The sequence below is a fragment of the Kribbella sp. ALI-6-A genome (assembly GCF_001984195.1).
In the GTDB taxonomy this organism is placed as follows: Bacteria; Actinomycetota; Actinomycetes; order Propionibacteriales; family Kribbellaceae; genus Kribbella.
On record NZ_MTQN01000012.1, the window covers coordinates 1729063 to 1750703 of the forward strand.

General features: G+C 69.8%; 21 protein-coding genes. 11 read left to right on the forward strand and 10 right to left on the reverse strand.

The window, feature by feature from the left end:
* Positions 1-116: 116 nt before the first annotated feature.
* The 6 genes from BWI15_RS34750 to BWI15_RS34775 form a co-directional block, all read right to left on the reverse strand.
* Positions 117-377 carry a hypothetical protein gene (locus BWI15_RS34750; protein ID WP_077018722.1) on the reverse strand — a complete coding sequence of 87 codons (261 nt, stop codon included), beginning with the start codon at positions 375-377 and terminating at the stop codon, positions 117-119.
* Between the two features lie 79 nt (positions 378-456).
* Positions 457-1011: a flavoprotein gene (locus BWI15_RS34755; protein WP_077018723.1), complete on the reverse strand. Its 555-nt coding sequence runs from the start codon at positions 1009-1011 to the stop codon at positions 457-459.
* Positions 1008-2228: a helix-turn-helix domain-containing protein gene (locus BWI15_RS34760; protein ID WP_077018724.1), complete on the reverse strand. Its 1221-nt coding sequence runs from the start codon at positions 2226-2228 to the stop codon at positions 1008-1010. The genes BWI15_RS34755 and BWI15_RS34760 overlap by 4 nt, the downstream gene beginning before the upstream one ends.
* An 85-nt stretch (positions 2229-2313) precedes the next feature.
* Positions 2314-3723, reverse strand: coding sequence for an ABC transporter substrate-binding protein (locus tag BWI15_RS34765; protein ID WP_077018725.1), 1410 nt, complete (start codon positions 3721-3723; stop codon positions 2314-2316).
* Positions 3724-3737: 14 nt separating this feature from the next.
* Positions 3738-4589 carry a carbohydrate ABC transporter permease gene (locus BWI15_RS34770; RefSeq protein WP_077018726.1) on the reverse strand — a complete coding sequence of 284 codons (852 nt, stop codon included), beginning with the start codon at positions 4587-4589 and terminating at the stop codon, positions 3738-3740.
* On the reverse strand, positions 4586-5503 hold the full coding sequence (locus tag BWI15_RS34775; RefSeq protein WP_237771586.1) for a carbohydrate ABC transporter permease: 918 nt from the start codon (positions 5501-5503) through the stop codon (positions 4586-4588). Before BWI15_RS34775 ends, BWI15_RS34770 begins: the two co-directional genes overlap by 4 nt.
* A gap of 87 nt (positions 5504-5590) precedes the next feature.
* Between BWI15_RS34775 and purD the strand changes: the two genes are divergently transcribed.
* Positions 5591-6868, forward strand: coding sequence for a phosphoribosylamine--glycine ligase (purD, locus tag BWI15_RS34780; RefSeq protein ID WP_077018727.1), 1278 nt, complete (start codon positions 5591-5593; stop codon positions 6866-6868).
* A 24-nt stretch (positions 6869-6892) separates the two neighbouring features.
* Here the strand turns inward: purD and BWI15_RS34785 are convergent, their stop codons facing one another.
* Positions 6893-8470, reverse strand: a complete 1578-nt coding sequence (locus BWI15_RS34785; protein WP_143466084.1) for an alkaline phosphatase D family protein — start codon at positions 8468-8470, stop codon at positions 6893-6895.
* A gap of 177 nt (positions 8471-8647) precedes the next feature.
* On the opposite strand from BWI15_RS34785, the gene BWI15_RS34790 reads away from it, so the two are divergent.
* From BWI15_RS34790 to BWI15_RS34820, 8 genes are all read left to right on the forward strand, one after another.
* Positions 8648-10108, forward strand: a complete 1461-nt coding sequence (locus BWI15_RS34790) for an alpha/beta hydrolase (RefSeq protein WP_077018728.1) — start codon at positions 8648-8650, stop codon at positions 10106-10108.
* 141 nt (positions 10109-10249) lie between these two features.
* Entirely contained in the window at positions 10250-11686 is a 1437-nt protein-coding gene (gene purB, locus BWI15_RS34795; protein ID WP_077018729.1) for an adenylosuccinate lyase, read from the forward strand.
* Positions 11687-11689: 3 nt separating this feature from the next.
* Positions 11690-12046: a hypothetical protein gene (locus BWI15_RS34800; protein WP_083751171.1), complete on the forward strand. Its 357-nt coding sequence runs from the start codon at positions 11690-11692 to the stop codon at positions 12044-12046.
* A gap of 1 nt (position 12047) precedes the next feature.
* The gene (locus BWI15_RS34805) at positions 12048-12440 is read left to right on the forward strand and encodes a hypothetical protein (protein ID WP_077018730.1); all 393 of its coding nucleotides are present in this window, start codon (positions 12048-12050) and stop codon (positions 12438-12440) included.
* A gap of 63 nt (positions 12441-12503) precedes the next feature.
* Positions 12504-13730 carry a glycosyltransferase gene (locus tag BWI15_RS34810; protein WP_077018731.1) on the forward strand — a complete coding sequence of 409 codons (1227 nt, stop codon included), beginning with the start codon at positions 12504-12506 and terminating at the stop codon, positions 13728-13730.
* A complete protein-coding gene (locus BWI15_RS34815) occupies positions 13730-15616 on the forward strand; it encodes an ArnT family glycosyltransferase (protein WP_077018732.1) in 1887 nt (628 codons plus the stop codon). The genes BWI15_RS34810 and BWI15_RS34815 overlap by 1 nt, the downstream gene beginning before the upstream one ends.
* A 2-nt stretch (positions 15617-15618) precedes the next feature.
* Positions 15619-15963, forward strand: a complete 345-nt coding sequence (locus BWI15_RS39120) for a hypothetical protein (RefSeq protein ID WP_143466086.1) — start codon at positions 15619-15621, stop codon at positions 15961-15963.
* Between the two features lie 135 nt (positions 15964-16098).
* On the forward strand, positions 16099-16521 hold the full coding sequence (locus BWI15_RS34820) for a hypothetical protein (RefSeq protein WP_077018733.1): 423 nt from the start codon (positions 16099-16101) through the stop codon (positions 16519-16521).
* Here BWI15_RS34820 and BWI15_RS34825 read toward each other — a convergent pair.
* Together BWI15_RS34825 and BWI15_RS34830 are read right to left on the reverse strand one after the other, a co-directional pair.
* Positions 16505-17914, reverse strand: a complete 1410-nt coding sequence (locus tag BWI15_RS34825) for an NAD(P)/FAD-dependent oxidoreductase (RefSeq protein WP_083751172.1) — start codon at positions 17912-17914, stop codon at positions 16505-16507. The two genes, BWI15_RS34820 and BWI15_RS34825, sit on opposite strands and share 17 nt — an antisense overlap.
* A gap of 84 nt (positions 17915-17998) precedes the next feature.
* Positions 17999-18601 (reverse strand): TetR/AcrR family transcriptional regulator, encoded by a 603-nt coding sequence (locus BWI15_RS34830; protein WP_077018734.1) that lies wholly within the window; start codon positions 18599-18601, stop codon positions 17999-18001.
* Between the two features lie 47 nt (positions 18602-18648).
* Here BWI15_RS34830 and BWI15_RS34835 point away from each other — a divergent pair, with 47 nt between their 5' ends.
* A complete protein-coding gene (locus BWI15_RS34835) occupies positions 18649-19728 on the forward strand; it encodes an FAD-dependent monooxygenase (protein ID WP_077019503.1) in 1080 nt (359 codons plus the stop codon).
* Between the two features lie 42 nt (positions 19729-19770).
* The gene (locus BWI15_RS34840; protein WP_077018735.1) at positions 19771-20646 is read left to right on the forward strand and encodes a phosphoribosylaminoimidazolesuccinocarboxamide synthase; all 876 of its coding nucleotides are present in this window, start codon (positions 19771-19773) and stop codon (positions 20644-20646) included.
* 3 nt (positions 20647-20649) lie between these two features.
* On the opposite strand, the gene BWI15_RS34845 is transcribed toward BWI15_RS34840, so the two are convergent.
* Positions 20650-21486 carry a helix-turn-helix transcriptional regulator gene (locus tag BWI15_RS34845; protein WP_077018736.1) on the reverse strand — a complete coding sequence of 279 codons (837 nt, stop codon included), beginning with the start codon at positions 21484-21486 and terminating at the stop codon, positions 20650-20652.
* Between the last annotated feature and the right edge of the window lie 155 nt (positions 21487-21641).

The window sequence follows — 21641 nt, forward strand, 5'->3', positions numbered from 1 at the left end:
CGTGTTGCCGGCACTCCACCGCAAGTCGCTGCAGATAGACGACCATCTGTGGGACTTGATCCAAACAGTCGAGCAGTCCTTGGGCGGCTCGTTGGAGTTCGGACGGCATCCCTGGGCTAGATCTGGTTCGCGTAGCGCGCGCATCCAGCAGCCGCGATCTGCAGCGCCTCGACGGCTTGACCGACTGCCCGGCGGGCGGCGTCCAGCACCTCGCTGATGTCCCGATCTGCTCCGGTCGCGGTGCCTGCGATCAACGCCTGTACCTGGGCACTGCTCTGACCAAAGCTGTTCCTGAACCCGCCGAGACTGCCGGCGGCGCGGTTGGCCTCCAGCGACAGGTGATGGAGCTGCTCCTTGACCTGAGTGACAGCTGACATATGTCGACTCCTCGCTCGTTCGAGCCTCGAGTCAATCGCGCAGAAGCGGCCGCTGGCCGGACAAACTGTCCGGGTACTCTCACGCCGCCAGAAGCCGGTCCAGTCGGCGCAGCAATTCGCTCCAGGGGAGCGGACGTGACGGAGCCGAGGTGCGAGGCTCGCGCAGAGGCCAGAAGTCGTCGCCGTACACGAGATCCACACCAACTGTACGAAGGAGTTGCAGGTGGTTCTCCCATGAAGGCTGGCGCGCGTGCGCGGCGTTGACCCGAGGAAAAACCACCATCGGCGTCACAGCGATGTTCTCGCAGAGCATCGTGAGGGCCTGATTGTCGGCGATACCGAGCGCCAGTTTCGCCACCAAGTTCGCGGTGGCAGGTGCAACAGCTATGACATCGGGTCGGGGATGGGGCGCGCGACTTCCTGGAAGGCGGGGGACAGATCGCACTGGCAGCCCGGTCAGCTTCTCCAGTTCGTCGACCTCGCCAATCGCGTCGAGCCAACCAGCAGCGGTCGGCGTCAGCGTCACCGGCACCTGGTAGCCACGATCGAGCAATGGCTCCACCAGACCGACTCGCAGGTCTTCGACGCCTCCTGCCGAGCTTCCGACCACCGCGACGACCTTCGAGCCGGTCATTCCAGGACGCTGCATCGCTGTGCGAGGCGCGACAGCGCTGGCGATTTCGACGCCGTCGGGGATGAACGGCGGTACATCGTCTTCAGCGTCTCTCGAACGACCGCGCTGTGCCGGACCAGCTCGGGTGCTAGTGCCTCGGCGGCGAGCAGCTCCTCCAAACTGTCGGAGTCCCTGGCGACCATGGACAACGCCCTCGCCAGAGCGATGTGGTACTCGGCCGCCCGCTCCTGTGGAAGGTGAGGCGTCCAGCGCAGCCGGGGCTGGTTGAGAACGGTTTCGACATCGCCGAGCTCCAGTGCCGCGCTCACCCTGTGGAGACGCACGTTGGTCGGGCCGAAGCCGGTCTGCCAGTAGTTGCCGTCGACGCCGAGCTGATCCGCGATCCGTTCAGCCTCCTCGATAAAGCTGGAAGTCGTCGACCGATCCTGTCGCCGGGCGGCAGCGGTGGCTGATCGGAGATACAGCATGCCGAGCAAGCTGAGGGCTGCGGGACCATCGGGTGCTCGCCCTCGTAGCCACTCCGCGGCCCGCATACCCAGAGCCATCGCATCGTCGTACCGGCCGACTGCCAAGAGCGCATGCGTGCCGGCCCTGGCCGCCGACGCCAGCACGAGCGGATCCTCCGATTGATCCGCGGCGGACATCGCCCGTTCGGCAGCCATCCAGGCGAGGTCGGCCTCGCCCACTTTCGCCAGTGCGGTCGCGGCCAGGTGATGAACCCGTGCAGATACGGCCCAGCCGTTGTTCCGTGGGCCGGACGCTGGGCCTTCGACCGCCTGAGCGCCAGTGATCAACGTCGGGAGTACGGACACGACCTTGCCGAGCCTGCCTTTCTGGAAGTCGTTCCAACCGGCCTCGGCCAGCCGCGTCAGATGGTCGACCGGGAGGGCAGGTTCGACGGCCGCGAAAAGAGTCTTCGACAGTCTCCGAGGAGACATCAAGGAGTCTCTGATCGCCGGTATGTCGTCATGCCCGGCGCGATCGGTCCCGACCAATACGGGCTGACCGAGAAGGTCGCCAATCGTGACGCGGAGAGCCCGGGCCAGGTCGGCCAGGACATCGAGTCGCCGGGCTTGGCGTTCGCCGCGCTCGATCTTGCTCAGCCAGTCCTCGCTCCGGCCGACGAGACCCGCGAGCACGGCCTGGGTGAGTCCACGACGACGGCGGTAGAACGCGATCCGCTCACCGACGGTGAGTTGGTCCCCTGCGCCGCGCATGTCGACAACGATAGAAGCAGGTGGACCCGCTACGCACGCCGAAGCGGCCGATCGCGGGGCGAGTCGGCCGCTTCAGGTGGGCGTGCTACTTCTTGACCGTCTTGTTGTACTGGTCGATCTGGGGCTTGATGGATTCGGCGGCGGCCTTCATCGCGGCGGCCGGGTCGGTGCCGAGGACTGCTTTTTCGAGACCGTCCTCGGAGGCCTTGCGGGCCTGGGGCATGACGCCGAGGATGCAGCCCGACGACGCGTTCGACGGCTTGGTGTTGTGGAGCTGGGTGATGGCGGTGGTGAACTGCGGGTACTGCGCCACCCACGCCTTGTCCTCGGGCAGGTCGAGGGCCTTGGAGTTGATCGGGAAGTAGCCGGTGCCGGTGTGCCAGGCGGCCTGCTGCTCCGGTGTGGAGGCGAACTTCACGAACTCCCACGACGCGCGCTTCTCGGCGTCGGAGTGGCCGGGGCCGTTGACCCACAGGGAGGCGCCGCCGATGATCGGGCCGCCGGTGCTGTCGGCCGACAGCTTCGGGAACGGCGCGGTCATCACGGTGAACTTGCCCTTGGCCGCGTCCAGGTAGCCGCGCAGCGAGCCGGTCGACTCCAGGTGCATCGCCGACGTACCGGACTTGAACACGGCCTGCGCGTCGTCGGTCTTCTTGCCGGTGTTCGGCATCAGGCCCTGCTTGACCATCTGCTGGTACCAGGTGGCGACCTTGACGCCCTGCTCACCGTCGAACTCGACCTTCGTGGCCAGGTCCTTGCGGCCGTTCTCGTTGTCGCAGTACGTCGTACCGGACTGCGCGATCAGCTGCTCGACGAACCAGCCGTAGATCGCCGCGTTGAAGCCGTACTGGACGGTCTTGCCGCCCTGCTTGACGGTCAGCTTCTTCGCGGCCGCCATGATCTCGTCCAGGTTCGACGGCGGCTTGTTCGGGTCGAGGCCGGCCTTCACGAAGGCTTCCTTGTTGATGTACAGCAGCGGCATCGAGGTGTTGAACGGCATCGAGTTGAGCTTGCCGTCGATCGAGTAGTAGTTCGCGATGTTCGGCTCGATCGAGTCCAGCGCGTAGCCGTCCTTGTCGGCGAAGCTCTGGATCGGCACGGTCTGCTTGGAGTCGATCATGAACCGCGAGCCGATGTCGTAGATCTGCACGACCGAGGGCGTGTTGCCCTGCTGCACCGAGGTCTTGTACTTCGTGATCGTCTCGTCGTAGTCGCCCTGGTAGACGGCCTGGACCTCGATCTTGCCGGTGTTCTTGGCGTTGAACGCCTTCACCAGCTTGTCGACGGCCTCGCCGTTGGCGCCCTTCATGCCGTGCCAGAAGGTCACCTTGGTGACGCCGCCGGCGTTGTCGAGCGCGCTCGCGTCGGGTGCGTCCTGCCCGCCGCTGGACTCGCCGTCGCCGGAGTCACTGCTCCCGCAACCGGCCGCCACCAGGGCGAGCATCGCCACCAGGGACGCAGCGGTCGCCGTACGCCGTTGTCGGATCGATCGCATGCTCAATACCTCTTTCATCGGATCGCGCCCGCGGTCAGCCCGCGGACGATGAAGCGCTGGCCGAAGATCACGATGGCCAGGGTGGGCAGGATGGACAAGGTGACGCCGGCCAGGATCAGCCCCGGATCGGCGGCCTCGGCGTCGTTCAGCTGGCTGATGCCGATCTGCAGCGTGCGGCGGTCGGCCGAGTCGCCGATCAGCAGCGGCCAGAAGAACTGGTTCCACGCGGACAGGAAGACGTACAGCCCGACCGCCGCCAGGGCCGGCTTGTTCAGCGGGACGAGGATCTGGCGCAGGAACCGCCAGTGCCCGCAGCCGTCGATCGTGGCCGCGTCGCGCAGCTCGGTCGGGAACTGCAGGAACGACTGCCGCAGCAGGAACACCCCGAACGCGTTGGCCAGGAACGGCAGCACCAGCGCGATCATCGTTCCGGCGTACGACGCGGTCAGCCGTTCGCCGCCGAGCTCCCAGCTGGTGATGGTCAGGTAGTTCGGCAGCACGATCGACTCCCACGGCACCATCAAGGTGGCCAGGAAGAGCCCGAACAGCACGGTCCGGCCCCACATCTTCATGAAGACGAACGCGTACGCCGCCAGCACGCTGGTGACCAGCTGGGACACGGTGATGATCGAGGTCTGCAGGATCGAGTTCAGGTACTGCCGGCCGATCGGCGTCCCGGACGACGACGCGCCCTCGTAGTTGCCGGTGAAGATGCCGTGCGGAAACAGGTCCGGCGGGTACGCCGAGATCTGGCCGGGCGACATGATCGAGCCGGCGATCACGTAGTACACCGGGAAGATCACCGCGATCGCCGCGACGATCAGTACGGCGTACGTGACAACCCGGCCGAGAGTCAGTTGCCTCACTTGTAGTGCACCCGCCTCTCCAGTACGCCGAACTGGATCGCCGTGCAGGCCAGCAGGATGACCAGCAGCACGATCGCCTGCGCCGACGCGGCGCCGAAGTCGCTCGCGTTGTTCGCGAACGCGGTGTGGTAGATCGAGTAGACGAGGGTTTTGGTGGACTGCTCGGGTCCGCCTTCGGGGGTGAGGATCTTGATCTGGCCGAAGCCCTGCAGCGACTGGATCGTGGAGATCACCACCAGGAAGAACAGCTGCGGGCCGAGCATCGGCACGGTGATGAACCGGGCCGCGCGCCAGCCGCCGGCGCCGTCCAGGGTGGCCGCCTCGTTGATCTCCTGCGGGATCGCGCCGATGCCGGCCGACAGCACCAGCACGTTGTAGCCGATGCTCATCCAGACCGTGGTGATCGCGACGCTGATCAGCGCCCAGTCGGGGTCGGTCAGCCAGCCGATCCGGTCCACGCCGAACCGGCCGAGGAGGCCGTTGGCCAGTCCGATCGCCGGGTTGTAGATGGTCGCGAAGATGACCGACGCGCTGGCCACCGAGAACGCGAACGGCAGCGCGAAGGCGGTCCGGAAGATCCGGATCCCCTTGATGTGCTGCTCGAGCAGCAGCACGATCGCCAGTCCGCCGAGCACGCCGGGGATCACGGTCAGCAGCACGAAGGCGAAGGTCACCCACAGGATGTGACGGAACTCCGCCGAGCCGAGCATGTCGCGGTAGTGCTGCAGGCCGACGAAGGCGTCGGGGCTGCCGAACAGGTCGGAGCCGTGCAGCGACAGCGAGACCGACTTGCCCAGCGGCCAGACGATGAACAGCGCGAAGATCACCAGGCAGGGGGCCAGCATCAGCCAGGACAGCAAGGACGCCGGGGTGGGCCGGCGCCGCAGCGGCGCCGGTGCGGAACGTGTAGTCAATCGAGTACCTCCAGTAAGCCGCAGTCTTGCACCCACCCAGGGCCGGACGACGCCGGTACCCAGGCGGGTGCACTAGGCTCGTCGTCCGTGAAGGTTCTTGTCATCGGCTCTGGCGGCCGTGAGCACGCACTTGTCTGGGCACTGAGTCAGGATCCCGACGTTACGCAGGTGGTGGCGGCCCCGGGCAACCCGGGCATCGCCGCGTTGCGACCGGCGTACGACGGGCAGACGGTCGAGTGCCGCCCGGTGGACAGCTCCGACCACGACGCGGTCGTCGCGCTGGCCCAGGAGCTCGGCACCGACCTGGTCGTGGTCGGTCCCGAGGCGCCGCTGGTGGCCGGGCTCGCCGATCCGCTGCGTGCGGCCGGCATCGCGGTCTTCGGCCCGTCCAAGGAGGCGGCGCAGCTGGAGGGGTCGAAGGCGTTCGCGAAGGACGTGATGGCCGCCGCGAGCGTGCCGACCGGCCGGGCCTACGTCTGCACGACGCCCGAGCAGGCCGCCGAGGCGATCGACGCGTTCGGTCCGCCGTACGTGGTGAAGGACGACGCGCTGGCCGCAGGCAAGGGCGTGGTGGTGACCTCGGACCGCGAGGAGGCGCTGGCGCACGCGGCCGAGTGCGACCAGGTGCTGATCGAGGAGTACCTGGACGGTCCGGAGGTGTCGCTGTTCGCGATCACCGACGGGACGACGGTGCTGCCGATGCAGCCGGCCCAGGACTTCAAGCGGCTCGGCGACAACGACGAAGGCCCGAACACCGGCGGCATGGGCGCGTACACACCGTTGCCCTGGGCACCGGACAAGCTGGTCGAGGAGATCACCGCGAAGGTGCTCCAGCCGACCGTCGACGAGATGCGCCGCCGCGGCACGCCGTTCAGCGGACTCCTGTACGCCGGCCTGGCGCTGACCAGCCGCGGCGTCCGGGTGATCGAGTTCAACTGCCGCTTCGGTGACCCCGAGACCCAGGCCCTGCTGCCGCTGCTCAAGACGCCGCTCGGCGGCGTCCTGTACGCCGCGGCGACCGGCAAGCTCGCCGACGCCGGGTCGCTGTCGTGGAAGAACGGTTCCGCGGTCGCCGTCGTCGTCGCGGCCAAGAAGTACCCGGCCAAACCGCGCAGCGGCGACGCGATCACCGGCATCGAGCAGGCCGAGGCCGGCGGCGTCCGGGTGTTCCACGCCGGCACCAGCCAGGACGGCGACGAGCTCGTCACCGCCGGCGGCCGGGTACTCGCGGTCAGCGCGACCGGCAAGGACCTCGACGAGGCCCGCCAGCGCGCGTACGCCGGGGTCGGCCAGATCCGGATCAAGGGCTCGCAGCACCGCACCGACATCGCGCTGAAGGCGGCGCGCGGCGAGATCACCGTCTGAGCGCTCGGCGACCGCCGGGTCCGCTCAGACCCGGCGGGCCCCCGGGCGGCCGTCGTCGATCCGGAAGCTCGCCCGGGTCCGAACCGGCGCGCCGGGCCGTGACACGTAGTCCACGGTCCGGAAGTCCGCGGTCCAGCCGGCCGGCGTGACGACGTTGCGGACGTACCCGCGCTCGCGGTTGATGAACTTCAGATGCGGGTTCTCGGCCAGCTGGCGGGCGTCACCGGCGGCGTTGGGATCGCTGTCTCCGCCCGAGCTGATCGACGTCCCGACCAATTCGGTGCCGACCACCGCGGCCGTCGGGTCGTCGAAGTCCGCGGTGATGTCCGAGACGTAGTTCATGTGGACGTCGCCGGTCAGCACCACCGGATTGCCCGCGCGAGCGAGCTGGTCCCGCAGCCGGTCACGTGCGATCGGGTAGTTGTCCCACGAGTCGTCGTTGAACCCCTGCTCGGGACCGACGGTGAAGTCGCGCTGCGAGAACACGACCTGCTGGGCCAGCACGTTCCAGCGCGCGGTCGGTCCGGCGAGGGCGTCGGTCAGCCACTTCTCCTGAACGTCGCCGAGCATCGTCCGGCCGGGCTCGTACCGGCGGGCCGGGCCGACCTGGTCGCTGCGGTACTGCCGGGTGTCCAGCAGGTAGAAGTCGACCAGGTCGCCGAACGTCAGCCGCCGGTAGAACTGGATGTCGGCACCGCTCGGACGCTGCGCACGGCGTACGGGCATGTGCTCGTAGTAGGCCTGGAAGCCGGCCGCGCGGCGGGCCAGGAACTCGTCCACCGGTACGTTCGGGTCCACGTCGGTGCCGGCCCAGTTGTTGGCGACCTCGTGGTCGTCGAACGTCATCAGCCACGGGAACGCCGCGTGCGCGGCCTGCAGATCGGCGTCGCTCTTCACCTGAGCCAGCCGGACCCGGTAGTCGGGCAGCGTCTGGACTTCGCGGACCGGCACGTACCCGCGGCCGATCGTGCCCTGACCGTCCCCGGTGTAGAGGTAGTCGCCGAGAAACGCGACCAGATCCAGGTCCTCCGCCGCCAGATGCCGGTACGCCGTGTAGAAGCCGGCCGGGTAGTTCTGGCAGCTCGCGAACGCGAAGGAGAACCGGTCCAGCCGGTCGGTCGGCCGGGGCGCGGTCTTCGTTCGGCCGACGGGGCTCAGCTCGGCGCCGGTGCGGAATCGGTAGAAGTACGTCGTCCGCGGCTGCAGTCCCGAGGCGTCGACGTGGACGGAGTGGGCCTCCTCCGGGCGGGCCAGCTCCATGCCGCGCGCGACGATTCGGCGGAACGTCTCGTCCTCGGAGATCTCCCAGTGCACCGGGACCGGCCGGTTCGGCATGCCGCCGGAGCCGTCCTCGGCCAGCGGCTCGGGGGCGAGGCGGGTCCAGAGCACCACGCGGTCGGGCAGCGGGTCGCCAGATGCCACGCCGAGGGTGAAAGGCCCACGCACGGGGCCGTGCCCGGTCGTGCCGGCTCGGCTCGTCCCCGCCGAGGCAGGGCCGGGCGACAACGTCCCCAACGCGGCGGCCCCGAGGGCTCCGCTCCACAGCAGGCGCCGCCGGCTCGGCGTCCACGGCGTGGCGGGGGTGACGCTCGGGTCCTGCATGGGGATTCTCCTCGGGTCGGCCGCCACGAGGGCGGGCCGAGCCAGCCGATCACTGCCGCGGCAACGACTTTCCGCCGTGGTGTGAACGCCCGGGGAACGACTGGCGTCCACGCCGGTGGATTGCGCAAGTTCGTCAGTCCAAGACGCCACCGGCGTTCCGGGTGGTCGACTGACGCCATGCACACACCGACGATGTCCGCGGCCGGCGCCGCGGAGCTGATCCGCGCCGATCGGCAGCTGTTGCTGGAGTTGGCCGACGGGCTGTCCGAGGCTCGGCTCCGCGAGCCGTACCGCGTCACGGCAGGACCGCTCGGCCACTTCTGCGACTCGCTGCACGACCTGATCGCGCACATCCTGATGTGGGACGAGATCACCCTCGCTGTCCTGCGCGAGGCGGCCGCCGGTCGCGCGCACTGGAGCCTCGACCCAGGGTGGGAGACAGCGGACGCCGGAAGCGCGCTCAATCTCGGTGGCGTCGCAGCCGGACGGCACGTGTCGTCGGCGCTGCTGCTGCACCGGTTCCGCGCCGGGGTGGACGCTCTGATCGACGAGATCTCCCGGTACGACGAGGACGCGTGGCTGGATCCGGCGACGGGCGGCGGCTTCGACGGCAGCATCGGAGCGCTGGCCGAGTACGCGGCCTCGCCGCCCGACTGGACGCCGTACGCGCATGTCGGCCGTCATCTCGGCAAGCCGGCGCGGGAGATCGTCGCGCGGCCGGGGTTTCGGGCCGAGACCGACGAGCTGCTGGCGCGATTCGCCGCCCAGGCGCCCGGCGAGGAGCTCGACCCGTACGCCGCGCTGCTCCGGGACCGGCAGGAACTGCCCGATCCCGAGCTCGCCGGAGTGGTCGACCTGTCGACCCGGCCGGAGGACCTCGAGCTGCGGCTGCCCGGGCGAACGCTGCAGGCCAGGGTCTACCGGCCGCGGACCGGGGAACCACGGCCGGTGGTGCTCTGGCTGCACGGCGGCGGGTTCGTCGGCGGGGACCTGCGCGACATCGAGTACGCCACCTCGGGCATTGCCACGGCCGGCCAGGTCGTCGTGGTGTCGCTCAACTACCGGCTGGCTCCCGAGGACCCCTTTCCCGCCGCCCTCCACGACGCCCTCGATGCACTCGACTGGATCCGCGAGCACCGCGAGGAGCTCGGCGGCGACGGTCGGGTGGTGATCGGTGGACAGAGTGCGGGAGCGGCCCTGGCTGCCGGGGCCTGTCTGGTCGCGCGCGACGAGCATCGGCCGCTGCCCGATCGGCAGGTGCTCTGCTATCCGTCGTTGGACGACGGCCAAGACACCGAGTCGTACCGGCTGTTCGACGGTGTCTTCCACAGCATCGCTCCCGGCGGCTGGGCCGATGCGCAGTACTTCCCGGCCGGCGACATGCCCGCGGCCGCGGTGCCGTTGCGGGCCAAGGACCTGTCCGGCCTGCCGCGCGCGCTGATCCTCGCCGCCGGCCGCGACCCGCTGCGTGACGACGCCCGGACGTACGCCGACCGGCTCGCGGCGGACGGCGTACCGGTGCGGCTGGTCGAGTACGCCGAGACCATGCACGCCTTCCTCAACTTCCCCGGCGTGCTGTCGGCCGGACGGCACGCGGTCGAGCTGATCGGCGCCGACCTCCGGTCCGTTCCGGCCTGACGGCCGACCTCCACCACTGACCAACCTTCGCGATCACCGCTCAGACCGCCTACGTCACGCTCGGTGCCCGGTTGAGACTGCGGTGAGGTCGGTGGTGGGGGTCCGGCAGGTGAAGTAGGCCCGACCAGGGAGAATGGCAGCGTGCCGAACTCCAGCAAGCCCCGGATCCCGAACGTTCTCGCGTCGCGCTACGCCAGTGTGTCGATGGCCCAGCTGTGGTCGCCGGAGCACAAGATCGTGCTCGAGCGGCAGCTGTGGCTGGCGGTGCTGAGCGCGCAGAAGGAGTACGGCGTCGACGTGCCGGACGGCGTGCTGGAGGACTACCAGCGGGTGCTGGAGCAGGTCGACCTGGAGTCGATCGCGGCCCGCGAGCGGGTCACCCGGCACGACGTGAAGGCGCGGATCGAGGAGTTCAACGCGCTCGCCGGGCACGAGCACATCCACAAGGGCATGACGAGCCGGGACCTGACCGAGAACGTCGAGCAGCTGCAGATCCGGGCCGGGCTGGAACTGGTCCGCGATCGCGCCGTCGCGACGGCGGTGCGGCTCGGTCAGAAGGCCGCCGAGCACGCCGCGCTGGTGATGACCGGCCGGTCGCACAACGTCGCCGCGCAGGCGACCACGCTGGGCAAGCGCTTCGCCTCGGCCGCCGACGAGCTGCTGGTCGCGATCGCCCGCCTGGAGGAGCTGATCGACCGCTACCCGCTGCGCGGCATCAAGGGCCCGGTCGGCACGTCGCAGGACATGCTCGACCTGTTCGGGGGCCAGGACAAGCTGCTCGCCGGCCTGGAGTCGGAGGTCGCCCAGCATCTCGGCTTCCGCCGTACGCTCACCAGCGTCGGTCAGGTTTACCCGCGGTCGCTCGACTACGACGTGATCTCCGCGCTGGTCCAGCTGGCGGCCGGGCCGTCGAGCCTGGCGACCACGATCCGGCTGATGGCCGGGCACGAGCTGGTCACCGAGGGCTTCAAGGAGGGCCAGGTCGGCTCGTCGGCGATGCCGCACAAGATGAACACCCGGTCCTGCGAGCGGGTCAACGGCCTCGCGGTGATCCTGCGCGGCTACGCGTCGATGGCCGGAGAGCTGGCCGGCAACCAGTGGAACGAGGGCGACGTCTTCTGCTCGGTCGTCCGCCGGGTCGCGCTGCCGGACGCGTTCTTCGCGCTCGACGGGCTGTTCGAGACGTTCCTCACCGTGCTGTCCGAGTTCGGCGTGTTCCCGGCGGTGGTGGACCGCGAGCTGGAGCGGTACCTGCCGTTCCTCACCTCGACGAAGATCCTGATGGCCGCGGTGAAGAACGGCGTCGGCCGGGAGACCGCGCACGAGGTGATCAAGGAGCACGCCGTCGCGACCGCGCTCGACCTGCGCAAGGGACTGCCCAGCAACGACCTGTTCCGCCGCCTCGGCGCCGACGGCCGGCTCGGCCTGACCGAGGAGCAGATCGCCGGCATCGTCGGGGAGCCGCTCAGCTTCACCGGCGCGGCCGTCGCGCAGGTCAACGCGGTGGTCGCCAAGATCGACCAGCTCGCCAAGCGCTACCCCGACGCGGCGACGTACGCGCCTGGTGACATCCTCTAGCTCGTGTACGAACCGCTCACCTGGACGCTTGTCGGGCTGTCGCTGGCCGCGATGGTCTTCGCGATCGTGCTGGCGGCACTGGACCGCCGGATCAACTGGACCCTGCTCGGCGTCCTGGGCGTGATCGAGGTCGGGCTGCTCGCGCAGCTCGTCGTGGGAATCGTGCAGCTGGCCGGGACCTCGCGGGACGTCTCCGGACCGTTTTTCGTCGGCTACCTGATCGGCGCGCTGCTGGTGCTGCCGCTCGGCGCGCTGTGGGCGCTGGCGGAGAGCAGCCGGTGGGGCGCGGGCGCGCTGGCCGTCGCGTGTCTGGTGGTCCCGGTGCTCGAGCTGCGCATGCACGAGATCTGGGTCGCGTGAGATGACCGACGCCGCCGCCACGCGGCACGGCCCGGGACGGATCCTGATTCTCGTGTACGGCGTGTTCGCGCTCGCCGCGACCGCGCGGGCGGCGGTGCAGATCGCGACCCAGTTCGACCGGGCTCCGATCGCGTACCTGCTGTCGGCCGTTGCCGCGGTCATCTACTGCCTGGCGACCTTCGCGTTGGCGAAGGCAACCAACCTGTCCCGGCGGGTGGCGACGGTGGCGATCGTCGTCGAGCTGGTCGGGGTGGTCGGCATCGGCGCGTTCAGCTACGCCGTACCGGAGGACTTCCCGGACGCGACGGTCTGGTCGCACTTCGGCCAGGGCTACGGATTCGTCCCGCTGGTGCTGCCGATCCTCGGCCTGCTCTGGCTCCGCCGTACGGCCTGATTCCCAGGCAACTCCCAGCCGCGCGCAGGGACCGCCTCAGGTTGGCCCGACAGCCTGGGTGGCATGCAGAACTCAGGTCGTCCGCGGGTCGAGATCGTCGTACCCGTTCGCAATGAGGAGTACGACCTCGGCCCGAACATCCGGCGGCTCCGGGACTTCCTGGACACCTCCTTTCCGTTCCCGGCCGAGGTCTGCATCGCCGACAACGGAAGCACCGACGCCACCTTCGAGATCGGCTCGCTGCTCAGCACGGAGCTGTCCGGCGTCCGGATCGTGCGGATCGAGCAACCGGGGCGTGGCCGGGCGCTGAAACAGGTCTGGTCCGGCAGCACTGCCGAGGTCGTGGCGTACATGGACGTCGACCTGTCGACGAACTTGAACGCCCTGCTTCCGCTGGTCGCCCCGCTGCTGGCCGGCCACAGCGACGTCGCGATCGGCACCAGGCTGGCGCGCGGGTCGCGGGTGGTTCGGCGGCCGAAGCGGGAGATCATCTCGCGCGGTTACAATCTGTTGCTCAAGGCAACACTCGGGACGCGGTTCTCGGACGCGCAGTGCGGGTTCAAGGCGATTCGGCGTGACGTGGCCGAGGCGTTGCTGCCGCTGGTCGAGGACACCGGCTGGTTCTTCGACACCGAACTGCTGGTGCTCGCCGAACGGTCCGGCCTGCGGATCCACGAGGTCCCGGTCGACTGGGTCGACGACCTGGACTCGCGGGTCGCGATCGCCCGGACGGTCGCCGACGACCTGCGCGGCATCGCCCGGTTGCACCGCACGCTCGGGCGGCTCCCACTGGATCCAGTGCGCAGAGCTTTCGGGCGCCCGGCCGTCGCCGATCCCCGGACGGCGCTCGCCGCGCGAGTGCTGAGATTCGCGAGCGTCGGCGTACTCAGCACGATCGCCTACGCCTTGCTGTACCTGCTGCTGCGGCAGACGATGCCGGCGCAGGTCGCCAACGTGCTGGCCCTGCTGGTGACGGCGATCGGCAACACCGCGCTGAACCGCCGGGTCACCTTCGGCGTCCGCGGCATCCAGAACCGGGGCCGGCACCAGTTGCGCGGCCTCGTCACCTTCTTCATCGGCTGGAGCCTGACCGCGTCGTCGCTGTGGCTGCTGTACACGTCGGTCGCCGTACCGGCCACGGCGGTCGAGGTCACCGTGCTGACGATCGCCAATCTGGCCGCGACGGTGGTCCGGTTCAGCCTCTTCCAGAGCTGGGTCTTCGACGACGAGGCGCCCACCTTGCCCACCTTCGAACCCCCGGCGGTTCTCGACCAGACCCGGAGCCACTGATGAGCACCCTGACCGAACCCGTGACCAGACCTCGCGCAGTCGCCACGTCGTACCGGATCGGCCGGGACAAGGCCCTGTACGGCGGACTGCTGATCCTGACCGCGCTCGCCTACCTGTGGGGACTGTCGAAGAACGGCTACGCCAACGAGTACTACGCGGCCGCCGTGCAGGCGGGATCGACGAGCTGGAAGGCCTGGTTCTTCGGGTCGTTCGACGCGTCGAGCTTCATCACGGTGGACAAGACACCGGCCTCGTTGTGGGTGATGGGGCTGTCCGGGCGGATCTTCGGCTTCGGCGTCTGGAGCATGCTGGTCCCGCAGGCGTTGATGGGCGTGGCGAGCGTCGGCTTCGTCCACGTCTCCGTACGGCGGTGGTTCTCCGCTCCGGCGGCGTTGCTGGCGGGCGGGATCCTGGCGCTGACCCCGGTGGCGGTGCTGATGTTCCGCTTCAACAACCCGGACGCGCTGCTGGTTCTGCTGCTCGTCGCCGCGGCCTGGGCGGTGACGCGGGCGATCGACTCGGAGCGGTTCGCGTGGCGGTGGATGGCGCTGGCCGGCCTGCTGGTCGGGTTCGGGTTTCTGACGAAGATGCTGCAGGCATTCCTGGTGCTGCCGGCGTTCGGGCTGGCGTACCTGATCGCCGGCCGGCCCGCGCTCGGGAAGCGGGTCGTCCACAGCCTGGTCGCGCTCGGCACGATGATCGTCGGTGCCGGCTGGTGGATCGCGATCGTCGAGCTGCTGCCGGCCTCGGCGCGCCCGTACGTCGGTGGGTCGCAGACGAACAGCGTGCTCGAGCTGACGCTGGGCTACAACGGTCTCGGCCGGTTGACCGGCAACGAGGCTGGATCGGTGGGTGGCGGGACTGGCAACCCGGGCTGGGGTGGGGCGACCGGGGTGCAGCGGTTGTTCGGTGGGGAGTTCGCCGGGCAGATCGCGTGGTTGTTGCCTGCGGCACTGATTGCGACAGTGGTGCTGGTGGTCGCGGCCGGTCGTGCTGCGCGGACCGACCGGACGCGGGCGTTCGCGGTCCTGTGGGGCGGGTGGCTCGTGGTCACCGGCCTCGTCTTCAGCTACATGCAGGGGATCATCCACAGCTACTACATGGTGGCGCTGGCACCCGCGATCGCGGCGCTGATCGGCGCGGCCGCGATGGTGCTGTGGCGGCGGCGAGCCGAATGGTTGCCGCGGGTCGTGCTCGCCGGTGGGATCTTGCTGACCGCCGGGTGGAGCTTCTCGCTGCTGTCGTCCGCGACGGACTATCTGCCCTGGCTGCGCTGGACCGTCCTGGTTCTCGGTGCAGCGGCCGCGGGCGCGGTGATGCTGCTGCCGGAGCTCACTTTGCGGCGTACGGCGATGCGGCGGGCCGGGGTGGTCGCGGGAACGTTGCTGGTGGTGACCGCTCTGGCCGGTCCGGCGGCGTACTCGGTCTCAACCGTCGACTCGGCGCACGCCGGTGCACTCCCGACGGCGGGTCCCGCGAGCGCGGGCGGCTTCGGAGCACGAGGTGGCGGTGGATTCCTCGGCGGCGGTGGGACCCGCGGAGCCTCCAGCGAACTGGTCGCACTCTTGCAGCAAGGAGCGAGCGGCTACACCTGGGCCGCGGCCGCCGTCACCGCGAACGGCGCCGCTCCACTCCAGATCGCCGCGAAGGTTCCGGTGATGGCGATCGGCGGGTTCAACGGCACCGACCCGGCGCCGTCGCTGGCCGGGTTCCAGCAACTGGTTGCCGAGGGCAGCATCCACTACTTCGTCGGATCCGGCGGCGGTGGCTTCGGCGGCCGCGGCGGCGGCACCTCGAGCGAGATCTCCACCTGGGTCGAGCAGAACTTCCAGGCCCAGACCATCGGCAGCACGACCATCTACGACCTGACCAGCAACGGAGTGTGACGATGACCGAGAACACGAACAATCCAGTGCCCCCAACCCCGACGCCGGCCCCGGGGTGGGCTGCGGGGGACGGTAGCCAAAGAGGGTTCAAGAAGCCCAGTGGGCTGGCGCTGGCCGGCGCGGGATCGGTGCTGGCGGCACTGGCTTTCCTCGGCGGGACCGCGGTGGGCCATGCCTGGGGGAGTGGATCCAGCGGCACCGAGCAGACGCAGTTCGGTGGGCCTGGTGGTCGAGTGCGGCAGTTCCCCGGCACCCAGCCGGGCACCCAGCAGCAGGACCCGAACCAGCAAACCCCGGACCAGCAAACCCCGGACCAGCAACTCCCCGGCCAGACCCGAACCAGCTGACGAAACACCAGACGGCGTGCCGGTCCACCGCCAACCCAGCTGACGAAACACCCGACGGCGTGCCGGTCCACCGCCAACCCAGCGGACCGGCACGTCGTGCGTTCGGTCCGGCCCCGGCGGGGTAATGATCACCTCGTGGAATGGTCGAACGTCACCTGGTTCCTGACCGCCTTGGGTGCTGTTGTCGTGCTGCTGACGCGGATCCGGCTCGGCGGTGAGAGCGCGGGTGAGCAGAATCGCGCCAGCGGCGTCGCGGGATATTCCTCGGCGCTGTTGCGGCTGCACACGATCGTCGGCGTGCTGACGCTGGTGGCCTGGGTCGTTGCCTTGGTCACCGCTCGCCGGGAGCTCGCGCTCGGAGCCCTGGCCGGCTGGTGGTTGCTGGCGATCATCGGATTGTTGCTGCTGGCCCGTTGGCTGCCGAGCGGCGGCCGGCACGCCGAGGAGAAGGCCGCCGACGCCTGGGGATCGGGCGCCGGACTGTCGTTGCTCGGTCACCTCGGCATGGTGGCCGGCGTTGCCTACTTCACCTTCGTCACCCTCACCGATCGCCTGTAGCCGCCACCGGAACCGGACGAGGGATCAGCCCGCGCAGCGCCCGCGCGAGCGTTTTCGGCTGCGCCAGCAAGTTGGGATGCGCGAGCATCGTCGTCACCCGGGCGAAGTCGTCGTTCAGGCGGGCGTCGTACAGGGACGCGCTGAAGATGAGGCCGGTGAACCACTTGGTCAGCCGGTAGCCGCGCGGGAACGGCCCGTTGACGTGCGGCAGGGCGAGATCGGCGAAGGTGGAGATCTGCCACGCGGCGTCGACCACCACCCGCACGTCCCGCAGATAGCCCCAGGCCGGCTGGTCCAGCGGCGGGTTCGAGCGCAGGTACGCCGACAGGCAGGACGCGTGCAGGGTCGCCGAGGTCATGCCCTGGCCGTAGATCGGGTTGAACGACGCGACCGCGTCCCCGGCGACGATCAGCCCGGCCGGGAACCGGTCGAGCTCGTCGTAGTCGCGGCGCCGGCTGTCGGCCTGGTGGTAGGTGACGACCTCGCCGGCCATCGCGTTGTTGTCGACGACGTGCGAGTACACCCACGGGAAATCCTCGCGGCACCGCCGCTGGAAGTCCTCGAACTCGCGGCTCGGGCGGTCCTCGGCGAACCCGGCCACGAGCACCAGCCACCGGTTGTTCTCGACCGGTAGGACGCCGCCCATCCGCGGCTTCTGCCCGGTTCCGGCCATCGTCTGGGCCGTGGACAGCAGGACTTCGTCGGGCTTGCGGTCGAACAGCGCCGAGGCGTAGTTGAGCTTGATCGGCATCCGCGTCAGCCGCGGCTGCGGCCAGCCCGCGGCGCCGAGCCAGTCGCTCAGCCGGCTGGATCGCCCGGTCGCGTCCACCACCAGGTCGGCGTCGACGCTGACCTTCTCCGTTGATCCGGCCGGCACGTACTGCGCGCTCGTGACCCGGTCGCCGGTGAAGCCGATGCCGTCGGCGCGACCGTGAACCAGCCGTACGTTCGGCCGGGCGAGCGTCCGCTGCCGTACGCGGGACTCCAGGAACGGCCGGGTGCTGATCAGCGTCCGGCTCTCGGTCAGCGGCGGCGGCGTCACCCGCCGTACGCCGTTCACGTACGTGTAGGCCTGGTCCGGCGTCGGCTCGACCAGCCCTTCGGCGATCGTGTCGGCGTAGAAGCCGGGGAACCACCGGTCGAGCTGCGCGGCTCCGGACGGCAGCAGCGCGTGCACCTGCGTCCCCTGCGGTACGCCGGGCCGCGGCTCGTCATTGGCGGGAGTCTCGTCGCGCTCGATCACCAGCACCTCGTCGGCATGGTCGCTGAGCACCCGCGCCGCCATCAGCCCGGCCATGCTCGACCCCAGCACGACGGCTCGGCCGAGGATCACGTCGGTCCGCGCGGGACGCTCCGTCGTGGTGATGGCGGCGAAACGGTCGGCGAGTGACACATGACCCCCAGAGCGCGAAAGTGACAGTGACTTCCACGTTAGAGACGAAATGACGGCTCCGCCTGACTCCGCATGTCGCCGGGGTCAGTCCGTGCGGAAGCCCTCGAGCAACGCGCGGACGGCCCGGCGTACGGCGGCCTCGAAGGCGTGCTCGGACAACGTCCGCCCGGCGCCGGCGACGCGGTCCCAGAGCAGTCCGTCGAGCATCGCGGCGAACGGCCAGGCGACCTGCTCGGGATCGCGGATGCCGAGCGGGCCGAGCAGGCCGGCGAGGTGTTCGCGCAGGACCCGGCCGCCGTGGGTGATGGCGTCGAGCAACTCCGGGCGTCGGCTCGCTTCCAGGGAGAGCTCGTAGCGCGCGAGCTGGTCCTCGGCTCGGTGCCGGATGAGCTGCAGCACCATCCCACTCAGCAGGTCGGCGGTCTGCTCGCTCGAACCGCCGTGGTCGGTCTCGGCGGCGGCCGGAGGCGCGGCGGCGAGGTCGCGTTCGAGCATGCGGCTGACACAGGCGGTGAGCAGGGCGTCCCGGGTCCGCAGGTAGTACGACGTGGAGCCGGGCGGCAGGCCGGCTTCGGTGTCGACGGCGCGATGCGTCAGGCCGCGCAGGCCCCGGGTGGCGACCAGATGAATGGCGGCGTCGGCGATCGCGGCGCGACGGTCGTCTCCGCGTGGGGGGTTCTTCGGCACGGCGCCAACTCTACCCAGCCGGACTCTACAGATGTAGAGTCATGAGCATGAGGACAGCGATCGTGGTGGGTGCGGGCATCGGTGGCGTCGCGGCGGCGCTCGGGCTGGAGCGGTCCGGCTGGCAGGTGACGGTGCTGGAACGGGCGCCGGAGCTCGGCGAGGTCGGCGCGGGCATCTCGCTCTGGCCGTCGGCGGTGAAGGCCTTGCATGAGCTGGGCGTGACCGGAGTCGAGCAGGCGGCTGCGGTGTCGGCACCGGCGGGGATGCGCCGGCCGAACGGGCAGTGGGTGGTCAAGGCGTCGGCGCTGGGCATGGAAGCGCCCGTCATGATTCACCGGGCGCAGTTGCACGAGCTGATCACCAGCCGGTTCGGGGCCGGCGTGACCGTGCGGACCGGCGTCACGGTCGACGGTTTCGCAGGCGGCGCGGTGCTTGCCGGTGGCGAGGAGTTGCGTGCCGATCTGGTGGTCGCGGCCGACGGCCTGCGTAGCGTCGTACGGGATGCTGTCGCGCCGCAGTACGCCGGACCGCGGTACTCGGGCTATGCGGCGTACCGGGGGATCGCGGAGGTGGAGGTCGACGACGGCGGCGGTGAGACCTGGGGGCGGGGGCGCCGGTTCGGCTTCGCGCGGCTGATCGACGGGCGGTACTACTGGTACGCGACGGAGAATCGGGCGGCCGGGACCGTCGGCGACGTCTGGTCGGGCTTCGGCGGGTGGCACGACCCGATCCCGAAGTTGCTTGAGGCAACCAAGCCGGACGCCGTGCTGCAGAACGACATCTACGACCTGACGCTGCCGCTGGTCCCGTTCGTGCACGGCACCGTCGTCCTGCTCGGCGACGCCGCCCACGCGATGACACCCAATCTCGGCCGAGGAGCCTGTACGGCGATCGAGGACGCCGCCGCCCTCGCCCGGCACCTGCAAGACGGAGGCGACCTCACCGCGGCACTGACGGCGTACGACGCCGAACGCCGCCCGATCGCCACCAAGCTGGTACGGCAGTCCCGCGGGATCGGCTGGGTCGGCCAGCTGGACGGCCGAATCGCCAACGCCGTACGCGACGGGCTGCTGGTGACCGGCGGAAAGGTCGCCGGCGTGCTGGCCCGGCGACGGGTCGCTCAGTGAGGCGGTGCGCCCGGATGCCGAGACGGATGGAAGAATCGGCTCGTGACCACACCTCCGCAGGCGGTTGAGATTCCCGGGGCCAAGCATCTGCACTCGGGCAAGGTGCGGGACCTGTACGAGCTCGAGTCCGGTGACCTGCTGATGGTCGCCAGTGACCGGATCAGCGCGTTCGACTGGATCCTCGAGACGCCGATCCCGGACAAGGGCAAGGTGCTCACCGCGATGAGCCTGTGGTGGTTCGAGCAGCTCGGCGTGCCGAACCACATCGTCTCGACCGACGTCCCGGCCGAGGTCGCCGGGCGCGCGGTGGTGTGCGAGAAGCTGGAGATGTTCCCGGTCGAGTGCGTCGCCCGCGGGTACCTGAGCGGCTCCGGCCTGCTCGACTACAACGCCACTGGCGAGGTCTGCGGCATCCCGCTGCGCGCGGGACTGGTCGAGGGCTCGCGCCTGGACGAGCCGATCTTCACCCCGGCGACCAAGGCCGAGCTGGGCGAGCACGACGAGAACGTCTCGTACGACGCGGTGGTGGCCACCGTCGGCGCCGAGACGGCCGCGCGGCTGCGTGACTTGACGCTGGAGATCTACTCCCAGGCGCACGCGATGGCCGAGCAGCGGGGCATCGTCCTGGCCGACACGAAGTTCGAGTTCGGGGCCCGCGCGGACGGCACGATCGTGCTTGCCGACGAGGTGCTGACGCCCGACTCCAGCCGGTTCTGGCCGGCCGACCAGTGGTCGCCGGGCCGGCAGCAGCCGTCGTACGACAAGCAGCTCGTCCGGGACTGGCTGCAGTTCGAGTCCGGCTGGGACCGCAAGTCCGGGGACGCTCCGCCGCCGCTGTCCGACGAGGTGATCGAGCGCACCCGCTCGGCGTACGTGGACGCCTACGAACGCCTGACCGGCCGCACCTTCACCGCCTGAGCCTCAGATCAGCTCGTAGCGCACGGCCGAGAGGAACGTCAGCTTCTCCTCGCTCTCGCTGCCCGGGTCGGCGGTGTAGACGACCAGGTGCTGGGAGCGGTCGGGGCTGTAGAGCGTCTCGCGGTAGAGGTGCACGTCGCCGACCTCGGCGTGCCTGACCAGCAGCGGCGCCGGATCGGTCTCGGTCACCGGGTGCTCGTGCCACAACGCCTCGAACTCGCGGCTGGTGTGCAGCAACGACCCGATCAGAGCGGCCAGCCGTGGCTCGGTTCTGTTCTGGGTGTGCGCGAGCAGCAGATGGGCGACGATCGTGCGCGAGTGCCGCGCGTGGTCCTCGACCGGGAACGGCGCGCGCTCGGCGGCCGGATCGGTGAACCACCGGTACGACAGCGCCCGCCGCAGCCCGGGGAACTTGGTCTGGTCGCCGAACAGGATGGTCGACAACCGGTTCTGCACGACCTTCTCGGTCAGCAGGTTGATCACTTCGGCCGGTGATCCGTCGAGCTGCTCGAAGATCCGCCGTACGCCGGGCGTGAGCCGGCCGTGGTCCTCGACCTGCAGCGGCTGGGCGTAGCCGGCGATCCGGAACAGGTGCTCACGCTCGGCCTGCGTCAGCCGCAGACCGGTCGCGATCGCGGCGAGCAGCTTCTCGGACGGCTGTGGTCCGCGCTGTTGCTCGATCCGGCAGTAGTAGTCGGTGGACATCCCGGCCAGGGCGGCGACCTCCTCGCGGCGCAGCCCGGTGGCGCGGCGGCGGCGTGCCCGCGGCAGTCCGACGTCCTCGGGCTGCAGCGCCTGGCGGCGGGCGCGGAGGAAGTCGGCGAGGACGGCCCGGTCCATCTCGGTCTGTCCTTTCGGGCACCACGGCGATGTCTGACACGGAAGCTACTGCGGATCCAGGGTAACCCCTTAGCAGGGTGACGGCGAAATTAGCGATGTGGTCCGGATCACGGGATCGATCGACCCTGTTTCACAGCCTCGAGCCTTGTTTCGAT